This window comes from Streptomyces hamibioticus, assembly GCF_047946815.1.
GTDB lineage: Bacteria > Actinomycetota > Actinomycetes > Streptomycetales > Streptomycetaceae > Streptomyces.
In genome coordinates this window covers 2496709-2510608 of sequence record NZ_JBKKQY010000001.1, presented here as the reverse complement: position 1 = coordinate 2510608, position 13900 = coordinate 2496709, and the positions used below count along the sequence as shown (strand labels likewise).

General features: G+C 73.7%; 6 protein-coding genes. 5 read left to right on the top strand and 1 reads right to left on the bottom strand.

The genetic code is table 11. The features are described from left to right. Nucleotides 1-38 precede the first annotated feature (38 nt). Nucleotides 39-2816 carry a lysylphosphatidylglycerol synthase transmembrane domain-containing protein gene (locus ACLGIH_RS11090; RefSeq protein ID WP_416525075.1) on the bottom strand — a complete coding sequence of 926 codons (2778 nt, stop codon included), beginning with the start codon at nucleotides 2814-2816 and terminating at the stop codon, nucleotides 39-41. A 186-nt stretch (nucleotides 2817-3002) separates the two neighbouring features. On the opposite strand from ACLGIH_RS11090, the gene ACLGIH_RS11085 reads away from it, so the two are divergent. The 5 genes from ACLGIH_RS11085 to nudC all read left to right on the top strand — a co-directional run bounded on the left by ACLGIH_RS11085 (nucleotide 3003) and on the right by nudC (nucleotide 13842). Continuing rightward, nucleotides 3003-3452 (top strand): MGMT family protein, encoded by a 450-nt coding sequence (locus ACLGIH_RS11085; protein ID WP_416525074.1) that lies wholly within the window; start codon nucleotides 3003-3005, stop codon nucleotides 3450-3452. Nucleotides 3453-3718: 266 nt separating this feature from the next. Beyond that, on the top strand, nucleotides 3719-7165 hold the full coding sequence (locus tag ACLGIH_RS11080) for an ATP-dependent helicase (RefSeq protein ID WP_416525073.1): 3447 nt from the start codon (nucleotides 3719-3721) through the stop codon (nucleotides 7163-7165). A 443-nt stretch (nucleotides 7166-7608) separates the two neighbouring features. Next, nucleotides 7609-11319: a UvrD-helicase domain-containing protein gene (locus tag ACLGIH_RS11075; protein WP_416525072.1), complete on the top strand. Its 3711-nt coding sequence runs from the start codon at nucleotides 7609-7611 to the stop codon at nucleotides 11317-11319. Between the two features lie 10 nt (nucleotides 11320-11329). Then, entirely contained in the window at nucleotides 11330-12742 is a 1413-nt protein-coding gene (locus ACLGIH_RS11070) for a dipeptidase (protein WP_416525071.1), read from the top strand. A 155-nt stretch (nucleotides 12743-12897) separates the two neighbouring features. After that, nucleotides 12898-13842 (top strand): NAD(+) diphosphatase, encoded by a 945-nt coding sequence (nudC, locus tag ACLGIH_RS11065; RefSeq protein ID WP_416525070.1) that lies wholly within the window; start codon nucleotides 12898-12900, stop codon nucleotides 13840-13842. The last annotated feature ends 58 nt before the right edge of the window (nucleotides 13843-13900 follow it).

Below are 13900 nucleotides of genomic sequence, written 5' to 3'. Positions count from 1 at the left end.
CGCGAGCCCGTACGAGCGACCCGACCGCTCCAGGCCCGCTACAGCGCTTCCTTCCTCGTCAGGTGGTTGAAGGCCAGCCACCCCGGCAGTACCGGCAGCCACAGCGTCAGCAGCCGGTACAGCAGTACGGCCGGGGCGGCCACCTCGCTGGGGAGGCCGACGGCGATCAGACCGACGGTCAGGGTCGCCTCCACCGCGCCCACACCACCCGGTGTCGGTGCCGCGGAGCCCAGCGCGTTGCCGGCGAGGAAGACGACGGCGACACTGGCGAGGCTTATCGACGTGGTCTCGTCGCCGAACGCCCGGACCGAGGCGTCCAGGCACATCACGAAGCAGGCGGTCAGCAGCAGCATGCCGCCGATGCCGGTGATCAGCTTCTGCGGCCGCTGCAGCACGTCGAGCATGCGCGGCACGACGCCGGCGAAAAGCGACCGCACGCGCGTGACGACGAATTTCCGCAGGAACGGCACCGAGGTGACCACCAGGACGAGCACGGCCACCGTCAGCAGGCCCGCGATGACCGTCCGGGACGGCGACAGCGAGGGCGTCTTCTCGATGCCCGTCAGGTAGCCGAAGGCCAGCAGCATGATGATGTGGGCGCCGAGCCCGAACAACTGCGACGCGCCGACACTCGCCACCGCGAGCCCCGGCCGCACCCCCGCGCGCTGCAGGAAGCGCGTGTTCAGGGCGACGCCGCCGATCGCCGCCGGGGCGACGATCTTCACGAACGACCCGGCGACCTGGGCGGCCACGGTGCGCAGGAACGGCACCCGCTCGGGCACGAACCCCAGCAGCGCCAGGGCCGCCGCGAAGTAGCTCGCCGCCGAGAACAGCGCCGCCGCGGCCACCCAGCCCCACTCGGCGTTCGCGATCAGCGGCCCGAACTCGATGTGCGTGAGCTGGGTCAGCAGGAAGTACGCGCCGATCGCACCGGCGATGAAGCTGATCAGGGTGCGCGGCCGGATCCGCTCCAGGCGGGCCGGCTCGATGAGCGCCTGCGGCCTGATGCGCAGCACCTCGTGCCGGATCTGGGTGAGCAGGTCCTCCTCGCGCGCCCCGTCCAGAGCCTCGTCGATGGCCCGCTTCTCGGCCCGGGCCTCCGCCCGTACGGCCTTCTTGTCGGGCTTGTCGGCGACCGGGCCGGCTTCTTCCCCGGCCGCCTCCAGCCGGGCCTGCTTGGCCTGCCGGGACGCCTCCAGGACCGCCTCCCGCTGGCGCTGGGCGCGCTCCCGGCCCAGTTTGCGCAGTGTCGCGCGCGTGGAGCGGCTGAGCGCGATGGGCTGCAGCATCGGCAGGCAGTCCGCCACGGCGTCGGGCCCGAGCACGCTCACCGCCGAGGCCACCGCTCGCTCGGCGCCCACCCGCAGGCCGAGCGTCACCAGGAGCTGGGAGATGTCCATGCGCAGCAGCAGATCACCGGCGGCGATCTCGCCGGTGCGCAGGTCGGTGATGCTCACCGTGCCGGAACGATCCACCAGAATCGCGTCGCCGACCAGCCTGCGGTGGGCGATGCGCCGAGACTGCAGCGCCCGCACCTGCTGCCAGGTGTCGCGCAGCAGATCGTCGGTGATCTCCTCGTCCGCCAGCGAGTCGAGGCTCCGCCCGCCGGTGTGCTCGTAGACCAGCATCACCGCGTCGGGGCCCAGCTCCGAGGTCGCGATCAGCTTCGGGGCGTTGGCACCGGCCGCGATCGCCGCGTAGGCGAGCAGCGCCTCCTGCTCCAGCGCCTGGCGCAGGGACTGGATGCTGCTGCGGGTGGCGAAGCCGCGCAGGGTGAGGTTGCGCCACGCGCGGTAGAAGAAGCCCTGCGCCTGCTGTTCCCGGTCGACCACCGTCACGTCCAGCGGTGGGCCGTTCTCCAGCGTCACGAAGTAGCGTCGGCCGCGGTCGCCGATCTCCGCCGTGTCCGACGGGGCCTCTTCGCGGGAGGCGCTGACCGGTCGGAAACCGACCGTCCGCAGGCCCCCCATCAGCGTCCGCCCCGTGGGGCGCACGTTGGGCGAGCCGACCGCGTACAACGTGCCGTACGCCACGGTCCAGCCGATCAGCACCGTCAGGATGATCGAGAACGGCGTCGTGTAGCCGGTGACGAGCATCGAGAAGGCGTCGAGGAGCAGCACGATCCACAGCACCGCGCGCCACCGGGGTCTGCGGGACATGCCGACCGCGGTCATGTAGGCGATCACCGGCGCCAGGTAGCCGTGCACCGGGTCGGTGAGGGCGTTGACGTCACCGGGGGAGGGCTGGGTGAGCGCCTCCTGGATGGAGCCGGGGGCGGCTTTGGCGACCCACAGGTCGGTGGCGAGGGTCACTCCGTGGGCGAGGACAGCGGCGAGCACGCCGTCGGCGATCCGCAACCCGTCCCGTTTGATCAGCCGCTCGATCGCGAAGGCGACCGGTACCAGGAGGATCGCGATGCTGGACGCCAGACCGGCGATCTTGATGAACAGGTCGGGCGCCTGACCCGTGCCCTTGTTGATGTCCTGTTCGAGGCCCGAGGTGGTGCCGTGCGCGAACGCGGCGATCCCGAGCAGGACCACCACGCCGAGCAGGCCCACCAGGAGCCGCATGAGGTCGGACGGGCGGTGCACGCGCGCGGGAAGGAGCGGTTCGTCGCCTTCCACTTCGTCGATGTGCGCGGTCTCGGAGTGGTCGGCGCCCGGTGTGGTGCTTCCTCCGCTGCCGTACCCCTCGGGTCGGATATCCGTCTTGTCGGACGTTTCGCCGGCCGGGTGGGCGGCCCCAGGGCGCGTCGAAGCCTCAGAGGTGCCCTCCGGGTCCCCGGAGCCCCCGGGCTGCACACCCTGCTGCTTCATCGTCTCTTCGCGCTCTCGTATCACTGGTCACCGCCCGCACGATGGTGGCATGCCGCACCGACACTCGCGGGCATCAGGGTGGACAAGCGGGGCCGCACAGTCTGCCCGAACCCCCGCGCGGGGGCGAGGCGTGCGGACCGCCGCGAGTGCGTCGCACTGTCGGTGCGGTGCGGCAGGATGAGGCGGATGAGCGAGCAGATTCTGCCGGGCGGCGCCCGTCCGGAGCATCCGGAACATCCGGACGAAACCCTTCCGGTGCGTGGGGGCGATGTCCGTCCGGATCACGGGGACGCCGACGCGCTGCCGGAGTACGCCGAGCGGGTCCTGGACGTCACCGAGCTGATCCCGCCCGGCCGCGTCATGACGTATGGGGACGTGGCCGAGTGGCTCGGCGAGGGCGGCCCCCGGCAGGTCGGCCGGGTGATGTCCCTCTACGGCGGGGGTGTCCCGTGGTGGCGCGTCGTCCGCGCGGACGGCCGTCTGCTGCCGGGGCACGAACTGGAGGCGCTCCAGCAGTACAGGGCGGAGGGTACGCCCCTGAAGGATGCGGGCAGGGCTGCGGAGGGCCACCTGCCGCGACTCGACATGAGACGAGCGCGGTGGGACGGCGGCGAGCACGCGCAGGGTCACACCTGACAGCTTCCGGCATCGGACGGCTCGTTGTGTGGCCCGTGATCCGTTTGAGGGAACCGGGACAGAACGGGCACCGCTTTGGCATGGCGTACGTTCGTGGTGCGAGGGGCTCAGGTGCCAGGAGCGTCCGGAGGGAAGAAGCGGAAGCCCTGCTTCCGTCCGCTCCGTCGGCGTAGCGTCGGCTGCACGTGTCCCCCTCACCCCGCGGCCACCGCCAACCACGCAGGGCGGTCGTTCCACCAGCACACCCACCAGGACCGGCGAACCACGTGAGCTCCTCTTCCTCCACCAGGCACCCGTCGCACCACCGAGTGCGACAGGGGACCCGTGGCGCCTACCGTCTGGTCCGTACCCCGCCCACGCGAGTGGATCCCCCTCATCTGGACGCCGCCCAGCGCGCCGTGGTTGACCACCCCACCGGCCCGCTGCTCGTTCTCGCAGGCCCGGGCACCGGAAAGACCACCACCCTCGTCGAGTCCGTGGCCGCCCGGATCGCCCGGGGCGGCGACCCCGCGCGGATCCTGGTGCTCACCTTCAGCCGCAAGGCGGCCGTCGAGCTGCGGGACCGCATGGCACTGCGCATAGGGGCGGCGCACGCTCCACGGGCGACCACGTTCCACTCGTTCGGTTACGCCCTCGTCCGCGCCCACCAGGACAGCGACCTGTTCGTGGAGCCACTGCGGCTGCTGTCCGGCCCCGAGCAGGACGTGACCGTGCGGGAGCTGCTCGCCGGCCAGGCCGACCTGGAGCGGCTCGGGCTCGCCCACGTGCGCTGGCCCGACGACCTGCGCGCGTGCCTGACCACCCGCGGCTTCGCCGACGAGGTCCGCGCGGTCCTCGCCCGCAGCCGCGAGCTGGGCCTCGGCCCGCAGGCCCTGGAGGCCTTCGCCCGACGCATCGGCCGCCCCGACTGGCGTGCCGCGGCCGCGTTCCTCGCCGAGTACCTCGACGTGCTCGACCTCCAGGGCGTGCTCGACTACGCGGAACTGGTCCACCGCGCGGTGCTCCTCGCCGGCCGTCCCGAGGTCGCCGACCGCCTTGCCGCGCAGTACGACGCCGTGTACGTCGACGAGTACCAGGACACCGACCCGGCCCAGGTACGGCTGCTGCACGCCCTGGCCGGCGGCGGCCGGACCCTCGTCGCGTTCGGGGACCCCGACCAGTCGATCTACGCCTTCCGCGGCGCGGACGTGAACGGCATCCTCGACTTCCCGCACGCCTTCCCGCGCGCGGACGGCCGCCCGGCGCCCGTCGAGGTGCTGCGGACCTCCCGCCGCTCCGGGGCCGGTCTGCTGGCCGCCACCCGCCTGCTGACTCAGCGCATGCCGCTGCCCCGCCTCCCCGCCGGCAAGGCACGCGCGCACCGGGATCTCACCCCGGTACGGGAAGGGGGCCGCGTCGAGGTGTACACGTACCCGACGCCCGGCACCGAACTGGACAACATCGCCGACATCCTGCGCCGGGCCCATCTGGAGGACGGCGTCCCCTGGAGCGAGATGGCCGTCCTGGTGCGCGCCGGCTCCCGCACCATCCCGGTGGTCCGCCGCGCCCTCACCGCCGCCGGCGTTCCCCTGGACATCGACGGCGACGACCTCCCGCTGCGCCACGAACCGGCGGTCGCCCCGCTGCTGACGGCACTGCGCGCGGTGGCTGCGGCGGCAGCGGCGACGGTCGGCGCGGAGGAGGCTGCGCAGGACGAGGGTGCTTTGCAGGATGAGGGTGCTTCGCCGGGCGAAGGTGCTTCGCCTGGCGGGGGCGCTTCGCCGGGCAGGGTGGAGGATGCTTCCCAGGGCGGGACGGAGCCCGGTGACGGGCCCGAGGGGCCGGAGCCGTGCTGGCTCGACACCGAAACCGCCCTCACTCTGCTCACCTCGCCCCTCGCCGGCATGGACGCCGCCGACCTGCGCCGCCTCGGCAGGGCGCTGCGCGAGGAGGAGCGGGCCGCGGGCAACGCGTTGCCGCCGCCCTCGGACGAACTGCTCGCGCGGGCGCTGGCCGAACCGGAGCGGCTGGCCGTGCACGACCCCGGGTACGCCCGCGGTGCTCAGCGACTCGGCGCGCTGCTCCGCAAGGCCCGCGAGCGCCTCGCCGGCGGCGGCACCGCCGAGGAGGCACTGTGGGACCTGTGGGAGGGCACGCCGTGGCCCACCCGCCTGGAACGGGCCGCCCGGCGCGGCGGCGCCGCGGGACGCAACGCCGACCGGGACCTCGACGCCGTGTGCGCGCTGTTCGCGACCGCCGCGCGGGCGGAGGAGCGCACCGGCGGCCGGGGCGCCCTGAACTTCCTGGAGGAGATCGAGGCCGAGGACATCGCCGCCGACACCCTCACCCGCCGCGCCGTCCGCCCCGACGCCGTCCGCCTGATGACCGCGCACCGCGCCAAGGGACTGGAATGGCGGCTGGTGGTCGTCGCGGGTGTCCAGGAAGGTCTCTGGCCGGACCTGCGCCGGCGCGGCTCCCTGCTGGAGGCCGACCGGATCGGCCGTGACGGACTCGCCGAACCCCTCACGCCCGGCGCGCTGCTCGCGGAGGAACGCCGCCTGTTCTACGTGGCCGCCACTCGCGCGCGTGAACGTCTCGTCGTGACCGCCGTGAAGGCACCGGCCGACGACGGCGACCAGCCCTCCCGGTTCCTCACCGAACTCGGCGTCGAACCGAAGGACGTCACGGGCCGCCCACGCCGCCCCCTGTCCGTGGCGGCGCTCGTCGCCGAGCTGCGTGCCACGACGGTCGACCCGCGCGTCTCCGACGCCCTGCGGGAGGCCGCCGCCCGCCGCCTGGCCCGCCTCGCCGCCCTCACCGACGAGGACGGCCGCCCGCTGGTGCCATCAGCCCACCCCTACCGCTGGTGGGGCATGTTCGAGCCGACCGAGTCCAAGGTGCCGCTGCGCGACCGCGACCAGCCCGTCGTACTCTCCGGCAGCGCTCTGGACCAGCTCGCCAACACCTGCGCGCTGCAGTGGTTCCTCGGCCGCGAGGTGAAGGCCGACGCGCCCGCCACCGCCGCGCAGGGTTTCGGCAACGTGGTGCACGTCCTCGCCGACGAGGTCGCCTCCGGGCGCACCCCGGCCGACCTCGCCGTCCTCATGGAGCGCCTGGACTCGGTGTGGAACGCGCTCGCCTTCGACGCGCCGTGGAAGTCCGAGCAGGAGAAGGCCAACGCGCGCGTGGCGCTCGAGCGCTTCCTGAAGTGGCACGTCATGGACCGCACCGGACGGACACCGGTGGCCAGCGAACACGATTTCGACGTGACCATCGCGGCGGGCGACTACGAGGTCCGCATCCGCGGCCAGATGGACCGGGTCGAGGCCGACGGCGAGGGCCGCGCGTACGTCGTCGACTTCAAGACCGGCAAGCAGGCGCCCAGCTCCAAGGAGGTGGATCGCCATCCCCAGCTCGCGGTCTACCAGCTCGCCGTCCGCGAGGGCGCCGTCGACGAGGCCTTCGACGGGGCTCGCCCAGCACCGGGCGGCGCCGAGCTGGTCCAGCTCCGTCAGGGCGCGGCCAAGCGGGACGGCGGCGAGACGCTGCCCAAGGTCCAGGCGCAGGATGCTCTGGAGGGGGCAGCGGGGGAGTGGGTCGGCGACCTGCTGGCCACAGCCGCCGGCAAGGTCCTCGACGAGCGCTTCGCCCCGACCACCGGCCAGCACTGCACGCACTGCGCGTTCCGGGCGTCCTGCAGCGCACGGCCCGAGGGACGGCACGTGGTCGAGTGAGCCGAGCCGGCCCCGACGCCACCTGCGACCGACGCGGCCGGGCAGGGCCTGTGACCGGGGTGAGCCGGTACGGCCAGGTGTGGTCCGGGCCCGGCTGGGTTGGCGCGGCCAGGTGTGGTCCGTGCGTGGTTGGGTTGGTGCGGCCAGGTGTGGTCCGTGCCCAGTTGGGTTGGTGCGGCCAGGTGTGGTCCGTGCCCAGTTGGGTTGGTGCGGCCAGGTGTGGTCCGTGCGTGGCTGGGTCGGTGCGGCCCGGTGTGGTCCGTGCCCGGCTGAGCAGGTGCGCCCCTGGGGCGGCCCCGCGACGGGCTGAGCTGACGCGGTCGGCGTGATCGTGACCCGTGACCGGCGTGACACATCGCACCCACCGTGCCGACCTGCGCTTCTTCCGGCCCGCCGGGTCGGTCCGGCATCCGCTGTCAGTGCCCGCCGCTAGCCTCTCTGACGTGCCCGCTCGTATCACCGACCCCGAGCAGCTCAAGGAGCTCCTCGGGATCCCGTTCACCCCGGAGCAGACGGCCTGCATCACCGCGCCGCCCGCCCCGCAGGTGATCGTGGCCGGAGCCGGGTCCGGCAAGACCACGGTCATGGCGGCACGCGTCGTCTGGCTGGTCGGCACCGGCCAGGTCGCGCCGGAACAGGTCCTCGGCCTGACCTTCACCAACAAGGCCGCCGGTGAACTGGCCGAACGGGTCCGCAAGGCGCTGATCAAGGCCGGCGTCACCGACCCGGACGTCATCGACCCGGACCATCCTCCGGGCGAACCGGTGATCTCGACGTACCACGCCTTCGCCGGCCGCCTGCTGACCGACCACGGCCTGCGCATCGGCCTCGAACCCACGTCCCGCCTGCTCGCCGATGCCACCCGCTACCAGCTCGCCGCGCGCGTACTGCGGGAAGCACCCGGCCCCTACCCGGCCCTCACCCGCTCCTTCCCCGACCTGGTCGGGGACCTGCTCACCCTCGACGCCGAGCTGGCCGAACACCTCGTACGGCCGGAGGACCTGCGTGCGTGGGACACCGGCCTCCTGCGCACCCTCGAAGGTGCCAAGCTCACCAACGCCGACCTCCGCAAGGTCCCCGAGGCCGCCTCCGCCCGCCGCGAACTCGCCGACCTGGTGATCCGCTACCGCGCCGCCAAGCGCGAACGCGATCTGCTCGACTTCGGCGACCAGATCGCCCTGTCCGCACGGCTGGCCGCACTCCCCGAAGTGGGGCGCATCCTGCGTGACGAGTTCCGCGTGGTCCTGCTCGACGAGTACCAGGACACCTCCGTCGCCCAGCGCATCCTCCTGGCGGGCCTGTTCGGCGACGGAACCGGCCACCCCGTCACCGCCGTCGGCGACCCCTGCCAGGCGATCTACGGCTGGCGCGGCGCCTCCGTCGCCAACCTCGACGACTTCCCCGAGCACTTCGCGCACGCCGACGGCCGCCCCGCCACCCGCCAGGCGCTCAGCGAGAACCGCCGCAGCGGCGGCCGCCTCCTCGACCTCGCCAACGGCCTCGCCGAGCCGCTGCGCGCCATGCACGCGGGTGTGGAGGCGCTCCGCCCGGCCCCCGGCGCCGAGCGCGACGGCACGGTCCGCTGTGCCCTGCTGCGCACCCACGCCGAGGAGATCGACTGGATCGCCGACTCCGTCGCCCACCTCGTCCGCACCGGCACCGCCCCCGGCGAGATCGCCGTCCTGTGCCGCACGGCGACCGACTTCGCCGAGATCCAGGGCGCACTGGTCGCCCGCGACGTCCCCGTGGAGGTCGTGGGCCTGTCCGGGCTGCTGCACCTGCCCGAGGTGGCCGACCTGGTCGCCGTCTGCGAGGTCCTCCAGGACCCCGGCGCCAACGCCGCCCTGGTCCGGCTGCTGACCGGACCGCGCTGGCGCATCGGGCCACGCGACCTGGCCCTGCTGGGCCGCCGCGCCCGGCTGCTCGTCACCCACGCGCGCGTGGACGGAGAGGACGACCCCGACCGCCGGCTCGCCGCGGCCGTCGAAGGCGTCGACCCGTCCGAGGTGATATCGCTCGCGGACGCCCTCGACACCTTCCTGGAAACGCCCCTGGACGGCGCGGGGGACGACGACGGGCTCCCCTTCTCGCCGGACGCGCGCGTGAGGTTCGCGCGCCTGGCCACCGAGCTGCGCGAGCTGCGCCGGTCCCTGTCCGATCCGCTGATGGACGTCCTGCACCGCGTCCTCGCCGTCACCGGCCTGGAGGTCGAGCTGTCGGCGTCCCCGCACGCCCTGGCCGCCCGCCGCCGCGAGACCCTGTCGAACTTCCTCGACGTCGCCGCCTCCTTCGCCGCGAGCGACAACGAGGCCACCCTGCTCGCCTTCCTCGGGTTCCTGCGCACCGCCGCCCAGTACGAGAAAGGGCTGGACAATGCTCTCCCCGGCGGCGAGAACACCGTCAAGGTACTGACCGCGCACAAGTCCAAGGGCCTGGAGTGGGACGTCGTCGCCGTGCCCGGACTGGTCACCGGCACGTTCCCCAGCGGCCAGGGCCGCGAGAAGTGGACCGCCCAGGGCAAGGTGCTGCCGCACGAGCTGCGCGGTGACGCCGCCACCCTGCCCGACGTCATCTCCTGGGACTCCCGCGGCCTCAAGGCCTTCCACGAGGCCATGAAGGAGCACCAGCACACCGAGGAGCTCCGCCTCGGCTACGTCACCTTCACCCGGCCCCGGTCGCTGCTCCTGGGCTCCGGCCACTGGTGGGGCCCCTCCCAGAAGAGGCCGCGCGGGCCGTCCGACTTCCTCCGGGCCCTGTACGACCACTGCGCCGCCGGCCACGGCGAGATCGAGGCCTGGGCGGACGAACCGGCCGAGGACGAGGAGAACCCGGCCCTGAGCGAGGCGGCCGCCGACCACGCCTGGCCGCTGCCCCTCGACCCGGCCGCCCTCGCCCGGCGCCGGGCCGCCGCCGACACGGTCCTGGCCCACCTGGAGGCCCTCGCCTCCCAGCAGGACGCCCACCCCGCCGCCGTACCCGACCCGGACACGTACGAGGACCCGGACTGGCCACCGCCACCCGAGGACGACGAGGCGTTCCACGACGACCCCGTCCGCGACCCCCTCGACGGCGAGCCTCCCCTTGAGGAGGACCCCTTCCTCGACGATCTCCCCGCCGGGGACGCACCTGTTTCCCCGGAGGACCCGGCCGGCTGGGACTCCTGGACCACGGCCCGTCCGACCGTCCCGCACCAGGCGGCGGCCCCGGAGCAGGCGACCGGCCCCGACGCCCCGCGCCCCCACCCGCGCGTTCCCGAACCGGACCATGCCCCCACGCCGGACCATGCCCCGGCACCGGACCAGCCCCCCGCGCAAGACCAGCCCCCCGCACAAGACCGGGCCTCCGCGCAAGACCGGGCCCCCGCACAAGACCAGGCACTCGCGCCGGACCGGGCCGCCCCCGTACCGGACAAGGACACTCCCCTCACCCCGGAGGAAGCCCGCACCGTCGCCTCCTGGGATCGCGACCTCGACGCCCTCACCGGGGAACTCCTGCGTGCCCGCGGCAGCGTCACCGAGGTGCCGCTGCCCGTGTCCCTGACCGCCTCCCAGCTGCTGCGCCTGGCCGCCGACCCCGACGGCCTCGCCCAGGAGCTGGCCCGCCCCATGCCCCGCCCGCCGCAGCCCGCCGCCCGCCGCGGCACCCGTTTCCACGCCTGGGTCGAGGCCCGCTTCGAAGCCCTGACGCTGCCCATGCTGGAGCCCGAGGAGCTGCCCGGCAGCGACGCCGAGATCGCCGACGAGCGCGACCTGGAGGCCCTCAAGGACGCCTTCGAGCGCACCGAGTACGCCCACCGCACGCCCTACCGCGTCGAGGCGCCCTTCCAGCTCTCGATCGCCGGCCGCGTCGTACGGGGCCGTATCGACGCCGTCTACAAGGAGGGCGACGGCGCCACGGCGACGTACGAGATCGTCGACTGGAAGACCAACCGCGCCCCCACCGCCGACCCCCTCCAGCTGGCGGTGTACCGCGTGGCCTGGGCCGAGCAGCAGGGTGTGCCGCCGGAGTCGGTGTCGGCCGCGTTCCTGTACGTGCGCAGCGGCGAGGTGGTACGCCCCACGGACCTGCCGGACCGCGCCGCGCTGGAGCGTCTGCTGCGGGACGGGGCGTACGGTGACGAACCGCACGATCGGGGTGTCGGCGCGGCCCGATAGGCTCGTGACCATGAGCAAGCCCGTTGACAGTGCCGTCAGCGCCGTCCGCGCGTACGTCGCGCAGCACCGCGCCGCCTTCCTCGACGACCTCGCCGAGTGGCTGCGCATCCCTTCCGTGTCGGCCCAGCCCGACCACGCGCCCGACGTACGCCGCAGTGCCGAGTGGCTCGCCGCCAGGCTCACCGCGACCGGCTTCCCGACCGCCGAGGTCTGGGAGACGCCGGGCGCCCCGGCCGTCTACGCCGAGTGGCCCGCCGCCGACCCCAGTGCCCCCACGGTCCTCGTCTACGGGCACCACGACGTCCAGCCCGCCGCCCGGGAGGACGGCTGGGACAGCGAGCCCTTCGAGCCCGTCGTCCGCGACGGCCGTCTCTACGCCCGCGGTGCGGCCGACGACAAGGGGCAGGTGTTCTTCCACACGCTCGGCGTCCGCGCCCACCTCGCCGCCACCGGCCGCACCGCCCCGGCCGTCACCCTCAAGCTGCTGATCGAGGGCGAGGAGGAGTCCGGCTCACCGCACTTCCAGGCCCTGGTCGAGCAGCACGCCGAACGGCTCGCCGCCGACGCCGTGATCGTCTCCGACACCGGCATGTGGTCCGAGGACACCCCCACGGTGTGCACCGGCATGCGCGGCCTCGCCGAGTGCGAGATCCGGCTGCACGGCCCCGACCAGGACATCCACTCCGGCTCCTTCGGCGGCGCGGTGCCCAACCCGGCCACGGCCGCCGCCCGCCTGGTCGCCGCCCTGCACGACGAGCACGCGCGCGTGGCGATACCCGGCTTCTACGACGGTGTGATCGAACTCACCGACGAAGAACGCGCGCTCTTCGCCCAGCTCCCCTTCGACGAGCGGCAGTGGCTGCGCGCCGCCAGGTCGCACGCCGTCCACGGAGAGGACGGCTACACCACCCTGGAGCGTGTGTGGGCCCGCCCCACCGCCGAGGTCAACGGCATCGGCGGCGGCTACCAGGGCCCCGGCAACAAGACGATCGTCCCGTCCTCGGCGATGGTCAAGCTCTCCTTCCGGCTGGTCGCGGGGCAGGACCCGGAGCGGGTCGAGAAGGCCGTCCGTGAGTGGGCCGCCGGTCAGGTACCCGACGGCATCCGCTGCGAGATCACCTTCGGTGCCGCGACGCGCCCGTGCCTGACACCGCTCGGCCACCCGGCGCTGCAGTCCGTGGTCCGCGCCATGGGCCGCGCCTTCGGCCAACCCGTCCGCTTCACCCGCGAGGGCGGCTCGGGACCGGCCGCCGACCTCCAGGAGGTGCTCGGCGCACCGGTGCTCTTCCTGGGCATCTCCGTCCCCTCCGACGGCTGGCACGCTCCTAACGAGAAGGTCGAGCTCGACCTGCTCCTCAAGGGGGTGGAGGCATCCGCGTACCTGTGGGGCGACCTGGCCGAGCACTGGCGTCATGCGCCCTGAGCCCCGCCGGGCCACCCGGACCGGCAACCCGCGCGGGGCACGCCGGAAAGGCCGCCCGCGCCGCCGAGCCCTCCCGGACCCGGTCACCACCCGCCGTACGACCCGCTGAACCGCCCGCCGAAACAACCGCTGCACCGGGGGAGTTGGAAGCACCCGTGACCACCTGGACCGACCACACCGCCGACCGCCCCGTCTCACTCACCGCCCCGAGCGGCATCGACCGGGCCGCCCACCACCGGCTCGACGAAGCCTGGCTCGCGGCGGCATGGAGCCACCCGTCCACGCGCTGTTTCGTGGTCTCCGGCGGCCAGGTCCTCATCGACGAGACGCCCGACGGGCGCACCGAACTCGTCATGACCCCCTCCTTCGAGGCCCCCCTCACCGAGGCACACCGCTACTTCCTGGGCATCGACGAGGACGGCGTGAGCTACTTCGCCCTCCAGAAGGACTCGCTGCCCGGCCGCATGGACCAGTCCGCGCGCCCGGCGGGCCTGCGTGAGGCCGGGTTGCTGCTGTCGCCGCGCGACGCGGGGCTGATGGTGCACGCGGTGGGGCTGGAGAACTGGCAGCGCACCCACCGCTTCTGCTCCCGCTGCGGCGAGCGCACGGTCATCGCCGCCGCCGGCCACATCCGCCGGTGCCCCGCCTGCGGCGCCGAGCACTACCCGCGCACCGACCCGGCCGTGATCATGGCCGTCACCGACCAGCAGGACCGCATCCTGCTCGGCCGCCAGGTCCACTGGCCCGAGGGCCGCTTCTCCACGCTGGCCGGCTTCGTCGAGCCCGGTGAGTCCATCGAGCAGTCGGTGCGCCGCGAGGCCTATGAAGAGGCCGGCATCACCGTCGGCCAGGTCGAGTACGTCGCCAGCCAGCCCTGGCCCTTCCCGTCCAGCCTCATGCTGGGCTTCATGGCCCGGGCCACCTCCACCGACATCACGGTCGACGGCGACGAGATCCACGAGGCCCGCTGGTTCTCCCGCGACGAACTGACCGCGGCGTTCGAGGCGGGCGAGGTACTGCCGCCCTACGGCATCTCCATCGCCGCCCGCCTGATCGAGATGTGGTACGGCAAGCCGCTGCCGACGCGGAGTCTCGTCTGAGGCGCGACGAGCTCGAGACACGACGGAACCGACGAGCCCGAGACACGACGAAGGGGTG